General features: G+C 63.0%; 22 protein-coding genes. 18 read left to right on the top strand and 4 right to left on the bottom strand.

The window, feature by feature from the left end; all coding sequences use genetic code 11:
• Positions 1-4: 4 nt before the first annotated feature.
• The 8 genes from L0V05_RS02390 (at position 5) to L0V05_RS02425 (ending at position 5,031) form a co-directional block, all read left to right on the top strand.
• Positions 5-1,036 carry an MBL fold metallo-hydrolase gene (locus L0V05_RS02390; RefSeq protein WP_234868125.1) on the top strand — a complete coding sequence of 344 codons (1,032 nt, stop codon included), beginning with the start codon at positions 5-7 and terminating at the stop codon, positions 1,034-1,036.
• A gap of 87 nt (positions 1,037-1,123) precedes the next feature.
• A complete protein-coding gene (locus tag L0V05_RS02395) occupies positions 1,124-1,276 on the top strand; it encodes an aa3-type cytochrome c oxidase subunit IV (protein ID WP_234868128.1) in 153 nt (50 codons plus the stop codon).
• Positions 1,277-1,293: 17 nt separating this feature from the next.
• A complete protein-coding gene (locus L0V05_RS02400; RefSeq protein ID WP_234868130.1) occupies positions 1,294-1,899 on the top strand; it encodes a hypothetical protein in 606 nt (201 codons plus the stop codon).
• 65 nt (positions 1,900-1,964) lie between these two features.
• Positions 1,965-2,573, top strand: coding sequence for a molybdenum cofactor guanylyltransferase MobA (gene mobA, locus L0V05_RS02405; protein ID WP_234868132.1), 609 nt, complete (start codon positions 1,965-1,967; stop codon positions 2,571-2,573).
• Complete coding sequence (mobB, locus tag L0V05_RS02410) at positions 2,570-3,070, top strand: molybdopterin-guanine dinucleotide biosynthesis protein B (protein ID WP_234868135.1); 501 nt, start codon at positions 2,570-2,572, stop codon at positions 3,068-3,070. Before mobA ends, mobB begins: the two co-directional genes overlap by 4 nt.
• Entirely contained in the window at positions 3,057-3,923 is an 867-nt protein-coding gene (locus tag L0V05_RS02415) for a molybdopterin guanine dinucleotide synthesis (RefSeq protein WP_234868137.1), read from the top strand. The genes mobB and L0V05_RS02415 overlap by 14 nt, the downstream gene beginning before the upstream one ends.
• Entirely contained in the window at positions 3,920-4,507 is a 588-nt protein-coding gene (locus L0V05_RS02420) for a GNAT family N-acetyltransferase (protein WP_234868139.1), read from the top strand. The genes L0V05_RS02415 and L0V05_RS02420 overlap by 4 nt, the downstream gene beginning before the upstream one ends.
• An 89-nt stretch (positions 4,508-4,596) precedes the next feature.
• A complete protein-coding gene (locus tag L0V05_RS02425; protein ID WP_234868141.1) occupies positions 4,597-5,031 on the top strand; it encodes a c-type cytochrome in 435 nt (144 codons plus the stop codon).
• Between the two features lie 4 nt (positions 5,032-5,035).
• On the opposite strand, the gene L0V05_RS02430 is transcribed toward L0V05_RS02425, so the two are convergent.
• Complete coding sequence (locus L0V05_RS02430) at positions 5,036-5,326, bottom strand: I78 family peptidase inhibitor (RefSeq protein ID WP_234868143.1); 291 nt, start codon at positions 5,324-5,326, stop codon at positions 5,036-5,038.
• A 134-nt stretch (positions 5,327-5,460) separates the two neighbouring features.
• Here L0V05_RS02430 and L0V05_RS02435 point away from each other — a divergent pair, with 134 nt between their 5' ends.
• On the top strand, positions 5,461-6,591 hold the full coding sequence (locus L0V05_RS02435; RefSeq protein ID WP_234868145.1) for an S-(hydroxymethyl)glutathione dehydrogenase/class III alcohol dehydrogenase: 1,131 nt from the start codon (positions 5,461-5,463) through the stop codon (positions 6,589-6,591).
• 181 nt (positions 6,592-6,772) lie between these two features.
• Positions 6,773-7,891, top strand: coding sequence for an AI-2E family transporter (locus tag L0V05_RS02440; RefSeq protein ID WP_234868147.1), 1,119 nt, complete (start codon positions 6,773-6,775; stop codon positions 7,889-7,891).
• Between the two features lie 23 nt (positions 7,892-7,914).
• On the opposite strand, the gene L0V05_RS02445 is transcribed toward L0V05_RS02440, so the two are convergent.
• Entirely contained in the window at positions 7,915-8,793 is an 879-nt protein-coding gene (locus L0V05_RS02445) for a LysR substrate-binding domain-containing protein (protein WP_234868149.1), read from the bottom strand.
• Between L0V05_RS02445 and L0V05_RS02450 the strand changes: the two genes are divergently transcribed.
• The gene (locus L0V05_RS02450; protein ID WP_234868151.1) at positions 8,787-9,128 is read left to right on the top strand and encodes a hypothetical protein; all 342 of its coding nucleotides are present in this window, start codon (positions 8,787-8,789) and stop codon (positions 9,126-9,128) included. The genes L0V05_RS02445 and L0V05_RS02450 overlap by 7 nt on opposite strands.
• Positions 9,129-9,143: 15 nt before the next feature.
• On the opposite strand, the gene L0V05_RS02455 is transcribed toward L0V05_RS02450, so the two are convergent.
• On the bottom strand, positions 9,144-9,626 hold the full coding sequence (locus L0V05_RS02455; protein WP_234868153.1) for a RidA family protein: 483 nt from the start codon (positions 9,624-9,626) through the stop codon (positions 9,144-9,146).
• Between the two features lie 128 nt (positions 9,627-9,754).
• On the opposite strand from L0V05_RS02455, the gene L0V05_RS02460 reads away from it, so the two are divergent.
• The 3 genes from L0V05_RS02460 to L0V05_RS02470 all read left to right on the top strand — a co-directional run bounded on the left by L0V05_RS02460 (position 9,755) and on the right by L0V05_RS02470 (position 11,333).
• The gene (locus L0V05_RS02460; RefSeq protein ID WP_234868155.1) at positions 9,755-10,519 is read left to right on the top strand and encodes an NYN domain-containing protein; all 765 of its coding nucleotides are present in this window, start codon (positions 9,755-9,757) and stop codon (positions 10,517-10,519) included.
• Positions 10,520-10,583: 64 nt separating this feature from the next.
• Positions 10,584-10,763 carry a PIN domain-containing protein gene (locus L0V05_RS02465; RefSeq protein ID WP_234868157.1) on the top strand — a complete coding sequence of 60 codons (180 nt, stop codon included), beginning with the start codon at positions 10,584-10,586 and terminating at the stop codon, positions 10,761-10,763.
• A gap of 24 nt (positions 10,764-10,787) precedes the next feature.
• Positions 10,788-11,333, top strand: coding sequence for an NYN domain-containing protein (locus L0V05_RS02470; protein ID WP_255683638.1), 546 nt, complete (start codon positions 10,788-10,790; stop codon positions 11,331-11,333).
• Here L0V05_RS02470 and L0V05_RS02475 read toward each other — a convergent pair.
• On the bottom strand, positions 11,330-11,956 hold the full coding sequence (locus tag L0V05_RS02475; protein WP_234868161.1) for a TetR/AcrR family transcriptional regulator: 627 nt from the start codon (positions 11,954-11,956) through the stop codon (positions 11,330-11,332). The two genes, L0V05_RS02470 and L0V05_RS02475, sit on opposite strands and share 4 nt — an antisense overlap.
• Before the next feature lie 212 nt (positions 11,957-12,168).
• Between L0V05_RS02475 and mbfA the strand changes: the two genes are divergently transcribed.
• The 4 genes from mbfA (at position 12,169) to L0V05_RS02495 (ending at position 15,518) form a co-directional block, all read left to right on the top strand.
• Positions 12,169-13,146, top strand: coding sequence for an iron exporter MbfA (gene mbfA / locus L0V05_RS02480; RefSeq protein ID WP_234868162.1), 978 nt, complete (start codon positions 12,169-12,171; stop codon positions 13,144-13,146).
• Between the two features lie 147 nt (positions 13,147-13,293).
• Complete coding sequence (locus L0V05_RS02485; RefSeq protein WP_234868164.1) at positions 13,294-14,223, top strand: AEC family transporter; 930 nt, start codon at positions 13,294-13,296, stop codon at positions 14,221-14,223.
• Positions 14,224-14,236: 13 nt separating this feature from the next.
• Positions 14,237-15,067 (top strand): S-formylglutathione hydrolase, encoded by an 831-nt coding sequence (fghA, locus tag L0V05_RS02490; protein WP_234868166.1) that lies wholly within the window; start codon positions 14,237-14,239, stop codon positions 15,065-15,067.
• The gene (locus tag L0V05_RS02495; RefSeq protein ID WP_234868168.1) at positions 15,060-15,518 is read left to right on the top strand and encodes a YaiI/YqxD family protein; all 459 of its coding nucleotides are present in this window, start codon (positions 15,060-15,062) and stop codon (positions 15,516-15,518) included. Before fghA ends, L0V05_RS02495 begins: the two co-directional genes overlap by 8 nt.
• Positions 15,519-15,520: the final 2 nt, after the last annotated feature.

Below are 15,520 nucleotides of genomic sequence, written 5' to 3' on the forward strand. Positions count from 1 at the left end.
ACAGATGCGCGAGGAGGGCGGCATTCGCTTTCCCTTTGACTTGCCTCCGGCCGAGGGCGAAGTCGTCCAGGTCGCAGAGGGCATCCTGTGGATCCGCCTTCCCCTGCCTATGGCGCTGGACCATGTGAACGTCTTCGCACTGGCCGATGACGACGGCTGGACGCTGGTCGACACCGGCCTCGATACGCGAAAGACCCGCGCGCTCTGGCAGCGGCTGCTCGATGGCCCGCTTGCTGGGCGCCCGGTCGCACGAGTGATCGTGACCCACCACCACCCGGACCATGTGGGCCTTGCCGGCTGGTTCCAGTCGCAGGGCGCAGAGCTATGGACCACGCGCACCTCTTGGCTTTACGCCCGGATGCTGGTGCTCGACGAACAGCAAACGCCTTCGCCGCAACAGCTACGGTTCTGGCGCAGGGCCGGGATGAGCGATGACGAGATCGCGCGGCGGATGGTCGAGCGCCCCTTCAACTTTGCCGATTGCGTCGCGCACATGCCTGTCGGCTTCTTCGGCATCGAGGAGGGAGACGTCCTGACGCTTGCCGACCGTCACTGGCTGGTTCTGCTGGGAGGCGGCCATGCACCGGACCACATTACACTCTGGTCGGAAAGTGACGGGCTGATTCTGGGCGGCGATCAACTCCTTCCGGGGATATCTGCCAATATCGGGGTCTATCCGACCGAACCCGAGGCCGATCCCCTGAGCGACTGGATCGAGTCATGCAAGCGTTTCCGCCCGCTGGCGACCCATGACCAACTGGTTCTGCCTGGCCACAAGTTGCCCTTCACCGGGCTGCCGTTGCGTCTGACGCAGATGATCGAGAACCATGAAAGCGCACTTGGACGGCTGCACGACCATCTGTCCAAGCCTCGCCTTGCCATCGAGTGCTTCCCAGCCCTCTTCAAACGCGAGATCGGTTCCGAAAGCTTCTCGCTGGCGCTTGCAGAGACCGTGGCGCATCTGAACCATCTGCTGCGCAGCGGCGTCGTCCGGCGCGACGATCGTCAGGGGGCCTGGCTCTGGCACCGAAGCTGATTTTCAAAGCGGCAATCCTCGTGACAGGCCGTGCGTGATCGGCTAAGGGGTGAAGCAGCGAACAGGCAAAAGGGAGCCCTTGCGATCATGGCGGCACATCACGACCATATCGAGCACAAGCACGGTACGATGGATATCCGCGATCACGAGAAGACGTTCGAGGGATTTGTCCGGATGGTGACCTGGGCGGTCGGCATCATCATTGCCGTCCTGATCTTCCTCGCTTTGGCCAACGCCTGATCCGCGCCATCCTCCCCATGTGGCGCCTCATCCTTTGCCTTGCCGCGGCACTGGTTCTGGCAGGCTGCGCAGCCGAGCCGAAATGGGCCCCGGATGCGGCTGTCGCTCAGGCAGCCTACCGTGCCCCCGGCCCGCCTTCGATCACACTGTTCACCGTTGTCGGTTCTCAGCGCAATCAGGGCGCCCACAGCGGGCTGCTGATCAATGGCTCTCAACGGATCATGTTCGATCCAGCTGGCACCTGGCAGCATCCGCGCATCCCCGAGCGGAACGACGTGCATTTCGGCATGACAGACAAGATGGTGAACTTCTACATCGATTACCATGCACGCGAGACGTATAACGTAATCGAGCAGACGCTGGTCGTTTCACCAGAACAGGCCGAGGCAGCCCTGCGGGCGGCGCTGAACTATGGGGCGGTCAAGAAGTCGTTCTGCACCATCGCGACGTCGAGTGTCCTGCAAAGTGTTCCCGGCTTCGAGTCGATCCGTTCGACCTGGAATCCAAAGAAGCTTATGCAGCAGTTCGGCGAGTTCCCCGGCGTGACCCAACGGGTCATCACCGACACCGATGCCAACAAGAACCATGGCGTCCTGTTGGTCCAGGCCCAGGATGGCCCTTGAACCGATACTGGACGTGATCTGCCCGAACGCTTAAGCCGGTCCGGAAACGGGAGCGAGGGCGGAACGTGCGCATCTTTGGCGTCATCCTTGCAGGCGGCCAGGGCCGGCGGATGGGTGGCGCCGACAAGGCCCTGATCCGGCTGGGCGGACGGCCACTCCTGTTCCACGTCATCGAGCGCCTGGAACCGCAAGTCGAGCGGCTAGCGATCAGCGCAAATGGCGATCCGGGGCGTTTCGTCCGTACAGGCCTGCCAGTCCTCGCGGATACCGCACCGCAAGGCCCACTTTCGGGCCTTCTCGCTGCTCTGGACTGGGCTGCTGCGCTTGGCGGGACACATGTGGTGACTGCGGCTGTCGATACTCCCTTCCTGCCGGATGACCTCGTGCCGCGCCTTCTTCTGGCTGCAGAAACGTCGCCCGGCGGGGTGGCCGTAGCTGAAAGCGATGGCCGCCTGCACCCGACATCCGGTCTTTGGCCCGTGACTCATGCAGATGACCTGCGGGCTGCCCTGGCAGCCGGAGAGGCGAGAGTGCAGGGTTTTGCCAACAGGCTTGGCGCGGCGCCCGCCCACTTTGCCGACGAACGCGCCTTTCTGAATCTCAACACGCCAGAGGATCTGCTCTGCGCGGAGGCGATGATGCGCGGCGGTCCCGCTGACGGGGAAACGCCATGAAGGTCTACGGCATCATCGGCTGGAAGAACGCGGGCAAGACCAGCCTGATCGAGCGACTCGTCGCCGAGATCACCCGGCGTGGCTACTCGGTATCGACCGTCAAGCATGTCCATCACGAAGTCGATCTCGACCAGCCCGGCAAGGACACCTGGCGCCACCGAGCCGCCGGCGCGCGCGAGGTGGTGCTGGCATCGGCCCAGCGCCTTGCACTCTTGGTGGAGCATCGCGGCCCTGAACCGGACCTGGCTGCAGTTTTGTCCCGCCTCGCCCCGGTCGATCTGATCCTGGTCGAGGGCTACAAGCGGGATGCACATCCCAAGATCGAAGTCTTCCGCCACGAGGCGGGGCATGAACTCATCCAGCCCGACGATCCGATGGTGCGGGCGGTGGCCACCAATTCTTCCCTTCCTGTGCTGACCGTACCGACGCTTGACCTGAACGACACAGCCGAAGTGGCCAATTTCATCCTGCGGGAGACCGGACTTGCCCGCGAGTGAACAGATCTTCGATGCGGTGATCGTTGTCGACTGGTCCTCAGCCAGCACGCCAACACCTGCCCGCCCTTCGGCCAACGCGATCTGGGTCGCGGAAGCAACGGCGGAAGGCGAGGCGACCCGCTATTGCCGGACGAGAGCTGAGGCGGAAGCCGATATCAGCGACAGGATCAAGCGCCTGCTCACCAAGGGAGGGCGTGTTCTTGTCGGCTTCGATTTCCCGCACGGATTTCCAGCAGGCTTCGCCGCCCGACTGACCGGCACCGATACGGCCCAAAGCATCTGGGCCTGGATCGCTGAACACCTCGCGGATGGGCCTGACAACCGAAACTCGCGCTTCCAGCTGGCCGATGGCATCAACGCCCGGCTAGGAGGAGGCGGTCCATTCTGGGGGCGCCCGGCCCATCTTGACCTGCCACATCTGCCCGCGCGCAAGCAGGTGGACTATCCGGCGCTCGGCCTGTCGGAGCGCCGGCAGGTGGAACGGCTCATCCCCCGGACACAGCCGGTCTGGAAACTCTACACGACTGGCTCGGTCGGCAGTCAGGCGCTGACTGGGATGCCGCTGATCCATCGCCTGTCTCAGCGTCACGACACGTCGGTCTGGCCCTTCGATGCCCCGGAAAGACCGGTGGTGCTTGCCGAAGTCTATCCCTCGCTTCTTGACGCCGAAGTGCGTGCTCACCCGGGTCCAATCAAGGATGAAACTCAGGTGAGGCTCCTGTCCCGCGCGCTGCTTCGGGCTTCGCACCGAGGGGTTCTGGAGCAAATGCTCGATGTCCCCACGATCGCGCGTGAGGAAGGCTGGATCCTCGGCGCTGGCCATACCTCCATTCTTCGGGAGGTGCTGGCATGACCGTGCGAATCTTGCGTGGCCTGCCCCGCGAACATCGGGAAGCCGCCGCCGCCCTTTACTGGCAAGCCTTTGGCGGCAAACTGGGTCTGGTGATGGGCCCCGAGGATCGGGCAATGCTCTTCCTGTCCCGCGCGATCCGGGGCGACCATGCGATCATCGCTCTTTCCGACGCGGGTGAGTTGCTCGGGTTTGCGGGGTTCAAGACTGCCGACGGAGCCTTTGCCGGAGGGACCCCCGACGATCTGCGGGCGGTCTATGGGTTGGCCGGCTCGCTCTGGCGAGCGGGCCTTCTTCGCCTGCTCGGCCGCAGCGTCGAAAACCAGCGCTTTCTGATAGACGGCATTTGCGTTCAGCGCGAGGCGCGCGGACTGGGCATAGGCAGCCAGCTTGTCGAGGCGATCTGCGACGAGGCCCAGGCGCGCGGCTACGGTGAAGTGCGCCTGGATGTGATCGACAGCAACTGGCGGGCCCGGGCGCTTTACGAGCGGCTGGGCTTTCGCGCCCTGCATCAGGAATCGATTGGGCCGCTCCGGCTTGTCTTCGGCTTCCAGTCAACCACGGCGATGGTTCGACAAATATCTTGATCGGCCGGGATGAACTCCTCGCCCAAGACGTCGTTCTCACGATGACCAATTCAGGTTATCGTCACGATATTTGAATCAGGGAGGTAACTTTGAAGTCTGTAGCAAGGATCATCGCCGCCGCAATTCTCCTGACCGGGGGCGCAGCCCTGGCCGAAGTAGAGGCCACAAACCCCACGGTCATCGCCTGGAAGAACCTGATGAAGCAGAACGGCGGCGCCGCCAAGACATTGGGCGACATGGCCGCGGGCAAGGCCGCCTTCGACGCAGCCGCAGCCGAAGCGGCGAAACAGAAACTGATCGAAGATGCCGGTCAGATTCCCGCTGCCTTCAAGGACCAGGCCGAAGACCCAGCATCAGAAGCCAAGCCGGAGATCTGGGCGAACTGGGACGATTTCACCGCAAAGGCTGCCGCGCTCGGCAAGGCTGCCGAGGCGCTGGATAGCTCCAGCCTTGATGGGATCAAGGCTGGCATGGGCGACATCGGTGGTGCCTGCAAGGCCTGCCACAGCAGCTACAAGAGTTAATCAATCAGCCACAACTCAGGCGACTGATGTTGTCGCCTTCGTCTGTCCAGATCGTCAGGCGTGAAGCGCTGTATTCTAGGGTCACCATCTCGCCCGGTCGCACGATCCGGGCGGGATGTTTGGTCCATTGCAGCGCCTCGAAATCCGAAACAGGGCGGCCAACCAGATTCTGCAGATCGACCGCACCGCACTGATCTGGGCCCGCAGGTCCCGGGTCGGCGGAAGGCGATGAGTTTTCCGACACGCAGCCAGCCAGCACGACGATCGCAGCGGCAGATAACAGAACCCTGATCATTCTAGAGAATCCCCTTTCCTCACCGCTCATCGAGTGCAGCCAGACCGCCCCGGCAATATGTTTTCCGGATGCAGGTTGCAGGACCGGCCGCTTTGCAGCACTCTGCCGCCAAAACGCACAGGGAGGGAAGACCAATGCGTACCCGGGCCGCCGTTGCCGTTGCCGCCGGCAATCCTTTGGAAATCATGGAGGTGAACCTCGAAGATCCCAAGGCCGGCGAGGTTCTGATCGAGATCAAGGCCACAGGCATCTGCCACACCGACGAATTCACCCTGTCGGGGGCCGACCCCGAAGGGATTTTCCCCTCGATCCTCGGGCATGAGGGCGCGGGCGTCGTCGTCAAATGCGGCCCCGGCGTTACAACGCTGAAGCCGGGTGACCATGTCATCCCGCTCTACACCCCCGAATGCCGGCAGTGTCCGTCCTGCCTGTCCCGCAAGACCAACCTTTGCACCGCGATCCGCGCGACCCAGGGTCAGGGCCTGATGCCTGACGGCACGACACGCTTTTCGATGCTCGACGGCACTCCGATCTATCACTACATGGGCTGCTCGACCTTCGCCCAGCACACCGTCGTGCCCGAGATCGCCTTGGCCAAGGTCCGCGACGACGCGCCCTTCGACAAGATCTGCTATATCGGCTGCGGCGTGACCACCGGCATCGGCGCGGTGCTGAACACCGCCAATGTCGAGTCTGGCGCGAAGGCCGCCGTCTTTGGCCTTGGCGGCATCGGGCTGAACGTCATCCAGGGCCTGAAGATGGCCGGTGCCGACATGATCATCGGCGTGGATCTGAACAACGACAAGAAGGAATGGGGCGAGCGTTTCGGCATGACCCATTTCGTCAACCCGAAGGAAGTCGACGGGTCGATCGTCCAGCATATCGTCAACATGACCAAGACCCCCTTCGACCAGATCGGCGGTGTGGATTACTCCTTCGACTGCACCGGCAACGTTAAGGTCATGCGCGACGCGCTGGAATGCAGCCATCGCGGTTGGGGCGTTTCGGTTGTGATCGGGGTGGCCCCCGCGGGCGCCGAGATCCAGACCCGTCCGTTCCAGCTGGTCACCGGCCGCGTCTGGAAAGGCACCGCCTTCGGCGGGGCGCGCGGTCGGACCGACGTGCCGAAGATCGTCGACTGGTACATGTCGGGCAAGATCGAGATTGACCCGATGATCACCCACACCCTGAAACTCGAAGACATCAACAAGGGCTTCGAACTGATGCACGAAGGCAAGTCAATCCGCTCGGTCGTCGTGTTCTGAAATCTGGCACCGCTCCGAACCAGAGCTTCGGGGCGGTGCCTCCGCTGTCTGACAAGAGCATGTGACGCTGTAAGCCATTTCTGCCTGGACAGGCGCGGGCCGACCTAGGGCTGTCCGGGTCCATAGCCAAGAATCTTGTCAGCGCCCGGGGACTGCCCCTGCGCCGGGAAATGAGGGCGAAATGCCGAACCAAGGCGAGAGACACCCCTTCGACGACCTCCTGCAGGCGGCAACCCCGGAGGGCCGCGTCACTGATTTCCTGATCCGCCTGTCCATTCTGGCCGTTCTGGTTTTCTCCGCCTTCCGACTGCTCGAGCCGTTCCTGGGCATCTTTGTCTGGGCAGTGGTGATCGCAGTGGCCCTGTCACCGCTGCATCAGTGGCTTACGCCGCGCCTCGGCGGTCGCGCCCCTCTGGCCGCGGGGCTGGTTACCGCCGCCGCCTTCCTTGTCGTCATCGGGCCCATCGCTGCGCTCGCCTCGAACCTTGTCGTGACACTCGGCGAACAGGTGACGGCATTCAATCAGGGCAGGCTCCGCATTCCACGCCCCAAGGACACGATCGCCGACATCCCCCTGATCGGCCCCCAACTTCATGACATGTGGTATCTCGCCTCGACCAATATCGAGGATTTCCTGCGAAGCATCGCCCCGACTTTGCTTCCGGCGGGGGAAACCGTGCTGGGTATCCTGGCCCGCGTCGGACTTGATCTGATGGGCTTTCTGGCCGCCGTCCTGCTCGCGGGCTTCCTTTTCGTGCCGGGTCATCGGCTGGCCGAGGCGAGCAAGCGTCTGGCCGGCCGAGTGATCGAGCCGCGCGGCGCACAATTCGTCGACATGGCCGGCGCAACGATCCGCAATGTCTCGCGGGGCGTCGTCGGCGTCGCAGCGATCCAGATGATCCTCGCTGGCATAGTCATGCAGGTGGCTGGCGTGCCTGCCGCAGGGCTTGCGGCCTTCCTGATCCTGGCGCTCGGCATCATGCAGATCGGTGCCATGCCGGTGATCGCAGTGGTGCTGATCTGGGCTTGGTTCGCGCTGCCTGTCGGCTGGGCGATCTTCCTGATGGTGACACTGATCCCGATCGGTCTGATCGACAACATCCTGAAGCCATTGCTCATGTCGCGCGGACTGGCCACGCCGACCCTGGTGATCTTCCTCGGTGTTCTCGGGGGCACGATCAGCTACGGCCTGATAGGCCTGTTTCTTGGTCCGATCGTACTGTCGGTTTTCTACGACCTGTTGCTGGCCTGGACAGGACATGGCGAGCCTGCGGCTGTGGAACCGCCTCAGGAAGGCTGACGACAAGGGTCAGCGCGGCCCGTTCACAAAAAGACCGTCTGGAGCCACCTGGCAAAATGCTCGACCGCGGGGCGGCGTGGGCCTCGGGGAAGGATCACGGCATAGTCGACCGATGGCAGACCTGCGACAGGAAGAGCGACCAGCCGCCCCGCGACAAGATCAGGCCGGCAAATGATCTCGGTGGCGAGGCTGATCCCCAGCCCCTGACGTGCTGCGGACATTTCCAGATGGGGGCTGCCAAGCTGGATCTTCTTGAGCCGATCAGGATCTAGCCCAGCTGCCCGAAGGTTCTCGCGGTCCCAGGACCAGCCGTGATCGCTTGTGATCCAGGGCAAGTCATGCGGATCGACCGGGCCATCCCTGATCAGGTCCGGCGCGCAGACCGCGAGGATCGGTGTGCGGCAAAGTAGACGGATCTCCAAGCCGGGTGGCACCGCCACACCTTCGGACTGCACCCGGACACCGAGATCGAAACCCTCCTCTACCAGATCGACGACGGAGGGGTTGGGAACCAGCGCAACCTCGACCTCGGGGTGAAGTGCCCAGAACTCAGGCAGGCGCGGCATGATGGTCTGCTCGGCGACAAAGGTGGTGGTCGTTACCCGCAGAACGCGTCGAGCCTCGCTGCGACGCAGACTGTCGATCCCGGTCGCCATGGTCCCAAACGCCTCGCCAAGAACCTGCGCCAGCCTTTCACCGGCGCCGGTCAGGCTGACAGTCCGCCCGGCGCGGCGGACGAGTTGCACACCAAGTTCCGCCTCAAGAGCCCTGACCTGCTGGGTTACCGCGGCATGGGTGACGTTCAGGGCACGCCCCGCCCCGGCGAAACCGCCATGGCGCGCCGTGGCATCGAATGCCCGGAGCGACGACAGGGACGGCAGGTCTCGCCAGCGCGATGACACGTAAGTTGAACTTTCGTCCGATTGAATTTCCTGATTCGATTGATCTCAGTTTTCATGAGATTTTGCAGCAGAATTCTCTCATGGGACGAAAGTCGATGTATGATCTGAATCTTGACATGCTTGCTGCTTCATCCCGCTATCATCCGGACGGGCGCCCGAAGGACATTCATGCCCAGCATCGGCTCGCCCATCTGTCCGCCCTACGCGAAGGACGTCGAGCCACCTGGATTGCGCGCATCCGCCGGTTTGCTCGCGCGATCGGACTTGCAGGGCCGCAAGGCAGCGCGCCGTCAAGCGACGCGCCCGCACCGACCTTGCATGAGATGGCTCGCTAGGCGATCCGCCCGTCCCTACTCGACCTCGACTGTCGCCCAGGTCTCGAAGCAGACGCCGTTCGCCAGCGCCATCACGCCGATTGTCGCCCTCCCTCCTAATCCGCGCTCGGGCCCGAAGACCTCGACCAGCAGATCCGAGAGGCCTGAAGAGACCTTGTGGACTTCTTCGTAGTCAGGGGTGCAGACGACAAAGTTCAACGTCCGCACCATCGACTTTACGCGGTCGAGCGACCCAACCGCCTGGCGGATACCGCCCAAAAGGTTCAACCCGGTCTGTCGCGCCGCCGCGTAACCCTGTTCTGTCGTCAGCGTAGCGCCGAGCCGTCCCTTATGGGTGATCTCGGCGCCGATCTGGGCCACATGACCGGACAGGAACAGCAGGTTCCCGACACGATGGTAGGGCTTCATCGTGCCGTAGCTTGCGCCGTAATAGCCCATCAGGTCGAAATCGGGGATGTTCAGCCCGATATGGGCCACGGTCGCTTCGGGATTGCTCATGTCAGGCCTCCTTGGTGCTCGGACAAGAGACCCCGTCCCGGCCCGGATGTCGAGCGCCTACGAAATCCGCCCTTTCATACCCGCCCGCTTTGGGTCAGAACGGGGCGAGCCTTCGGAAAGGATCTGCCATGGCCGAAGACCGCGCCCCCCGACTTTGTGTTCTGATCGACGCCGACAACGTCCCGGCCTCTTATGCCGAGGCGATCTTCGAAGAGATCGCCAGTCTCGGCGAGGCAAGCGTGCGCCGCATCTACGGTGACTGGTCGGCACAGCGCCTGCAGGTCTGGGCGCGCAAAGTGGCGGCACTTGGGCTTGTGGCCGACCAGCAGTTTTCCAACACCAAGGGAAAGAACGCCTCGGATATCGGATTGGTCATCGCCGCGATGGACTTCCTGCATTCAGGGCTGTTCGACGGCTTCGTGCTTGTCAGTTCCGACAGCGATTTCACCCGCCTCGCCGCCCGGATCCGCGAACAGGGGCTGGACGTGTATGGCATCGGCGAGAAGAAGACACCCGAAGCCTTCCGCATGGCTTGCAAGCGCTTCATCTATGTCGAGAACCTCAGCGCCGACGAACCGGCGCGCGGACTGTCCCGCGCAGAATCGGCGTCGGGAGCCGAGTTGCAGACAGCAGAGCCGGTGGCGAAGCCGACAGGCAAGGAGCCGCCGGCGAAGGCCATTCCGCTGATCGCAGCCGCCATGCGCGCCATCGACCCCGAAGGCGAATGGTATTCGCTCGGTCAGATCGGCCAGTATCTCACTCAGGCCAATCCGGATTTCGACACCCGGACCTATGGCAGCGCCAAGCTGTCCGACCTCATCAAGAAGCTGTCGAGCCGCTTCGAGGTGCAGGCGGGACCAAGCGGCCAGCTCCTGGCGCGGGATGTGTCTTGAGCAGATGACGCCCTGATAACGCCGCAATTCTTCGGAATTGTCTGGGTGTGATTTAGGGGTTTTGATGATTCACGATCTGGTTTCACCCGCGTCCCGTGTTGCAAGGGAAAACCGGGTTGCCGTGCTGGTGGATGGCGAAAACATCCCTCAGAGCTGTGCCGATACGATACTCCATTATGCAGGTCGTGCCGGGGATGCCGGCTTCCGCAGGGTCTACGGCAACGTCCAGATGCTCAGGGACTAGGCCGCCGATCACCGGTTTGCTGCACTGCATACTGGAAGCACGGCCAGCAAGAACTGTGCGGACATTTCTATTGTCATCGATGCAATGGACATAGCCCATTCCGGGAAAGCCGACACTTTCCTGATTGCATCGTCGGACGGGGATTTTGCACCTTTGGCGTTGCGCTTGCGTGAGGGTGGGTTCCGGGTGATCGGAATGGGCCGCGACGCGGCCTCACGTCGATTCCGCGAGATGTGCTCGGAGTTCATTGCGCTATCTGAGCCCGCGCACACCCCAGCAGTGGACGTGCCTGCACCTATGCCCACTGCACCTCAGACTCCGGCTGAAAGGCCCCAACTGACGAAACTTAATCGCATTGATCGCGCGATCCACGAAGTCTGCCGGAAGCACGGAGGAACTTCTGCGCATCTCCTGTTGACCGATCTCGGAAATCGCCTGCCACAGGAGCAGATGGTCAAACGAAAAGAAACAGGACGGGCCAGTTGGCGACTGTATCTGGAGTCTAAGCCCGAACTTTATCTGGTCGATGGATCTGGAAAGAACATCGGGGTTCGGCTGAAGCGCCCCTAGCCTGCAACCACGCCATAACGAGCGAGGAACATGTCCACCGCGCCGTTTATCACACGCTCCCGATCGGTCGGCGTGATCTTGCGGCCCATCCCCATCAACTGGCGCGGGAAGAGGTCGGCCTTGCACAGCTCAAGGAACTGGCCGGCAGCAAACTCCTTGTCCTCGATCTGGAGTTCGCCCCGGTCCTCGGCCTCGTGAAAGTATTCGACCAGACGAGCACGCATGATCTTCGGCCCGTTCTCGTAGAACTCGCGTCCTATTTCGGGGAAGCGATCGCTTTCGGCGACGCAGATCCGGAAGATGCGCAGGCCGAAATCCGAAAGGAGGAAATCCAGCATCCGCCCGGCGCAGATCGTCAGCACATCGCGCGGCCCAGTGCCCGCCGTGATGAGATCAGCTGTTTCACGCGACTGGCGGCAGCATTCGCCACGCGCCACTTCGAGGAAGAGAAGCCGCTTGTCAGGGAAATAGCTGTAGAGCGTCGCCTTCGACACGCCCGCCTCGCGCGCGATGTCGTCAACGCTCGCCCCTTCGAAACCGTCGCGACGGAAAACATGCCAGGCGCCGTTCAACACCTGATCGTATTTCCGTCCGCGCTTGATGATCGGCTCGGCGCTGCCCATTCATGTCTCCTGCCGCGACCTTAATCAGCCATCCCCCTGCGGACAAGCGACTCGTCGTCGCGATGGCCGCTTCGCCATAGTGCAAAGGCTGGAACCCAATGCAGATGTGCCCATTGGGCAAGTGCAGTTCAAGACGCACCGGCAGAGCGTTCCCTCCCTTGCGTATGGTCGTGATCCCGATATCTTAGAATGATTCCAAGTTGAGGCTCCGAATGCTGTCCGCGCTTACCCAACGCCGCCGTTTTTCCGATCTGACCGAGCAAGAGGTCCTGGCCCTCGCCATTTCGTCCGAGGAGGATGATGCGCGAATTTATCGTACCTTCGCGGCACGGCTGGCCGACCAATATCCTGGGTCGGCGGCAGTCTTTGACGGCATGGCGGCAGAAGAAGACATCCATCGCCAGCGGCTGATCGAGCTTCACGTGGCCCGCTTTGGCGACCGCATTCCCCTGATCCGGCGCGAGCATGTCGCAGGTTTCTACGCGCGCAAGCCGATCTGGCTGGCCACGAACCTGACGCTCGACCAGATGCGGGGTGAGGCGCACGACATGGAGAAGCAGGCGCAGCGGTTCTACGAAACCGCGGCCCAGGCGACGTCCGACGCGGCGACCCGGCGACTTCTGGGCGATCTTGCCGCCGCCGAGGCGGGGCATGAACGCACGGCCGACGAACTGGAACAGAGACATCTCGGCGAAGGCGAACGTGAGGCCGAAGATGCCAGCGCTCGTCGGCAGTTCATCCTGACCTGGGTTCAACCGGGCCTTGCAGGCCTGATGGACGGCTCTGTCTCAACCCTCGCGCCAATCTTCGCGACCGCCTTCGCGACACAGGACAGCCACACGACGCTGCTCGTGGGCACCGCCGCCGCGGTTGGCGCTGGCATTTCCATGGGTTTCACCGAAGCGGCACATGACGACGGCGTCCTGTCTGGGCGCGGCTCACCGGTCAAGCGCGGCTTTGCCTCGGGCATCATGACGGCAATCGGGGGGCTGGGACATGCCCTGCCCTACCTGATCCCGGATTTCTGGACGGCGACCGCGATTGCAGTTGCCGTGGTGTTCATCGAACTCTGGGCCATCGCCTGGATCCAGAACCGCTATATGGAAACTCCGTTCCTGCGCGCAGCCTTCCAGGTGGTGCTGGGGGGCGCCCTAGTCTTTGCGGCTGGTGTGCTGATCGGCGGCGGCTGAGGCCGATCAGGCCCGTCGCGACAAACTTGCACCTTCCGCAAGGCGCTTGCGCAAAGAAACGGCATGGCGCCCATTCGGGCGTCCGTTGCCTTGCATCCCCGGTGGTAGCGTGAATAGCCTCTAGATCGATCCGCCGCGGAAGTGCACATGCTGCCAATCCTCCTGAAGACCCTGCCTTTCTTTGCCGTGATCGGCTTGGGCTATGTGGCGGCCCGGACGCGCTTCATCTCGACCGAAGCCGTGGCCGGACTGACGCGTTTCGTCTTCTACTTCGCGCTTTCGGCAATGCTGTTCGGCTTTGCCGCGAACTTGTCGCTGTCCGCGATCTTCTCGACCCGGTTCCTTCTGGCCTATCTGACCGGGTCGCTCGTGCTTTGGGCACTCGCATTCACCATTTCGCGGCTTCGCCATGCCCGGCTGGACGAGGCCGCGATGGAGGCCCATTGCACGGTCTCCGGCAATACCGGCTTTCTGGGTGTCCCGATGCTGGTGATGCTGATGGGAAAGCAAGCGGCGGGACCGGTACTGATGGTCCTGACCACCGACATGATCGTCTTTTCGACGCTGGTGACCCTGATGATAACCGCCGCGCGCGAACGTCGGATGCGGTGGGAGACGCTGCGGATCCTTGCGCTCGGGCTTCTGGGCAACCCGATGATCGTGTCGATGGTTCTCGGACTGGTCTGGGCGGCGACCGGGCGGTCTCTCTGGCCGCCGGTCAACGACTTTCTGACGCTGCTTGGCGCTGCAGCAACCCCCGGGGCGCTGTTTGCCATCGGCGCATCGCTGGCCGGACGATCGGCCGAGCGGCTGTCGACGGCAATCTGGATCAGCGCGGGCAAGCTGGTCCTGCATCCGGCGCTGGTGGCATTTTCCGCGCTGGTGCTTTACGGGGTGGATCGGGCACAGGCGGGGGTGATGATCGCGGCGGCCTCGCTTCCTGTGGCGGGGAACGTCTATATCCTTGCACAGCATTTCGGGGTTGCACCGCAGCGCGTCTCGACCTCGATACTGATCTCTACGGCGGTCAGCATCCTGACCGTTACCGCCGTGATCGCCTGGACCACGACGCATTGACGAAAGGACAAGCATGAAGACCATTTCGGAGAACCGCGCCTTCAACGGGGTCCAGGGGGTCTATACCCATGCCTCGGACTCTTGCGGCTGCGACATGACCTTTGGCCTTTTCCTGCCCGAAGAGGCCGAGAAGGAGCCGGTTCCGGTTCTTTGGTACCTCTCGGGCCTGACCTGCACGCATGAGAACGCGATGGTGAAGGCAGGTGCGCAGAAATGGGCGGCCGAGGCTGGCATCGCACTGGTCTTTCCTGACACGAGTCCACGGGGCGACGATGTGGCCAATGATCCGGCCTATGACCTCGGACAGGGCGCGGGCTTTTATCTGAACGCGACAGAAGAACCCTGGGCGCCGCATTTCCGCATGTGGGATTACGTGACCGAGGAACTGCCCCGCCTTCTCTTCAACGCCTTCCCCGTTGCCGAGGAACGGCAGGCGATCACCGGCCATTCCATGGGCGGCCACGGCGCGCTGACCATCGCCATGAGCTTTCCGGGGCGGTTCCAGTCGGTCTCGGCCTTTGCACCAATCGCGAATCCCACTGCCAGCGACTGGGGCCGTAAACAGTTCACCGCCTATCTGGGTGCGGACGAAGCGAAATGGACGCCGCATGACGCAACGCTGCTGATGCGTCGACGTGGCTTCGACGGGCCGATGCTGATCGACCAGGGCGGATCGGACCAGTTCCTTGATCTCCTGAAGCCCGAGGCACTGGCCGAAGCGATGATGGCGCGGCGGCAGAACGGCGTCTTCCGGATGCAGAAGGGCTACGACCACAGCTATTTCTTCGTGGCGAGCTTCATCGAAGAGCATGTCGGCTTTCACGCACGCGCGCTGTATGACTGAGACGCGGATCTTCGTGGATGCCGATGCCTGCCCGGTCAAGGAGGAGACCGAGCGGGTGGCAACCCGGCATCGCGTACGGATGATCCTCGTCTCGAATGGCGGAATTCGGCCGTCGGCCAATCCGCTGGTCGAAAGAGTCTACGTTGCCGACGGGCCCGATGAGGCCGACAAGTGGATCGCAGCGGCGGCTGGCCCGGCAGATGTGGTGGTGACCAACGATATCCCGCTCGCTGCGAAATGCGTTGCGCAGGGGGCGAAGGTGGTCAAGCCGAACGGTGAGATGCTGACACCGGCCAACGTCGGCATGGCGCTTGCGGCGCGCGATCTGGCTGCCGATCTGCGTGCCGCCGATCCATTCCGCCAGGGTAGCGGCAAGAGTTTCGGCAAGCAGGACCGGTCCCGCTTTCTGGATGCGCTGGAACGGGCTGTCCGCGCGGCGCGTGCAGGCTAGGG

This window comes from Alitabrizicola rongguiensis, from assembly GCF_021491355.1.
Classification (GTDB): domain Bacteria; phylum Pseudomonadota; class Alphaproteobacteria; order Rhodobacterales; family Rhodobacteraceae; genus Aliitabrizicola; species Aliitabrizicola rongguiensis.

Excerpts from the sequence above, each read along its gene's own strand:
- L0V05_RS02390 (WP_234868125.1), top strand. The coding sequence starts at position 5 with ATGCGCGAGGAGGGCGGCATTCGCTTTCCCTTTGACTTGCCTCCGGCC.
- L0V05_RS02395 (WP_234868128.1), top strand. The coding sequence starts at position 1,124 with ATGGCGGCACATCACGACCATATCGAGCACAAGCACGGTACGATGGAT.
- L0V05_RS02400 (WP_234868130.1), top strand. The coding sequence starts at position 1,294 with ATGTGGCGCCTCATCCTTTGCCTTGCCGCGGCACTGGTTCTGGCAGGC.
- mobB (WP_234868135.1), top strand. The coding sequence starts at position 2,570 with ATGAAGGTCTACGGCATCATCGGCTGGAAGAACGCGGGCAAGACCAGC.
- L0V05_RS02420 (WP_234868139.1), top strand. The coding sequence starts at position 3,920 with ATGACCGTGCGAATCTTGCGTGGCCTGCCCCGCGAACATCGGGAAGCC.
- L0V05_RS02430 (WP_234868143.1), bottom strand. The coding sequence starts at position 5,326 with ATGATCAGGGTTCTGTTATCTGCCGCTGCGATCGTCGTGCTGGCTGGC.
- L0V05_RS02435 (WP_234868145.1), top strand. The coding sequence starts at position 5,461 with ATGCGTACCCGGGCCGCCGTTGCCGTTGCCGCCGGCAATCCTTTGGAA.
- L0V05_RS02440 (WP_234868147.1), top strand. The coding sequence starts at position 6,773 with ATGCCGAACCAAGGCGAGAGACACCCCTTCGACGACCTCCTGCAGGCG.
- L0V05_RS02450 (WP_234868151.1), top strand. The coding sequence starts at position 8,787 with ATGACACGTAAGTTGAACTTTCGTCCGATTGAATTTCCTGATTCGATT.
- L0V05_RS02455 (WP_234868153.1), bottom strand. The coding sequence starts at position 9,626 with ATGAGCAATCCCGAAGCGACCGTGGCCCATATCGGGCTGAACATCCCC.
- L0V05_RS02460 (WP_234868155.1), top strand. The coding sequence starts at position 9,755 with ATGGCCGAAGACCGCGCCCCCCGACTTTGTGTTCTGATCGACGCCGAC.
- L0V05_RS02465 (WP_234868157.1), top strand. The coding sequence starts at position 10,584 with ATGATTCACGATCTGGTTTCACCCGCGTCCCGTGTTGCAAGGGAAAAC.
- L0V05_RS02475 (WP_234868161.1), bottom strand. The coding sequence starts at position 11,956 with ATGGGCAGCGCCGAGCCGATCATCAAGCGCGGACGGAAATACGATCAG.
- mbfA (WP_234868162.1), top strand. The coding sequence starts at position 12,169 with ATGCTGTCCGCGCTTACCCAACGCCGCCGTTTTTCCGATCTGACCGAG.
- L0V05_RS02485 (WP_234868164.1), top strand. The coding sequence starts at position 13,294 with ATGCTGCCAATCCTCCTGAAGACCCTGCCTTTCTTTGCCGTGATCGGC.
- fghA (WP_234868166.1), top strand. The coding sequence starts at position 14,237 with ATGAAGACCATTTCGGAGAACCGCGCCTTCAACGGGGTCCAGGGGGTC.
- L0V05_RS02495 (WP_234868168.1), top strand. The coding sequence starts at position 15,060 with ATGACTGAGACGCGGATCTTCGTGGATGCCGATGCCTGCCCGGTCAAG.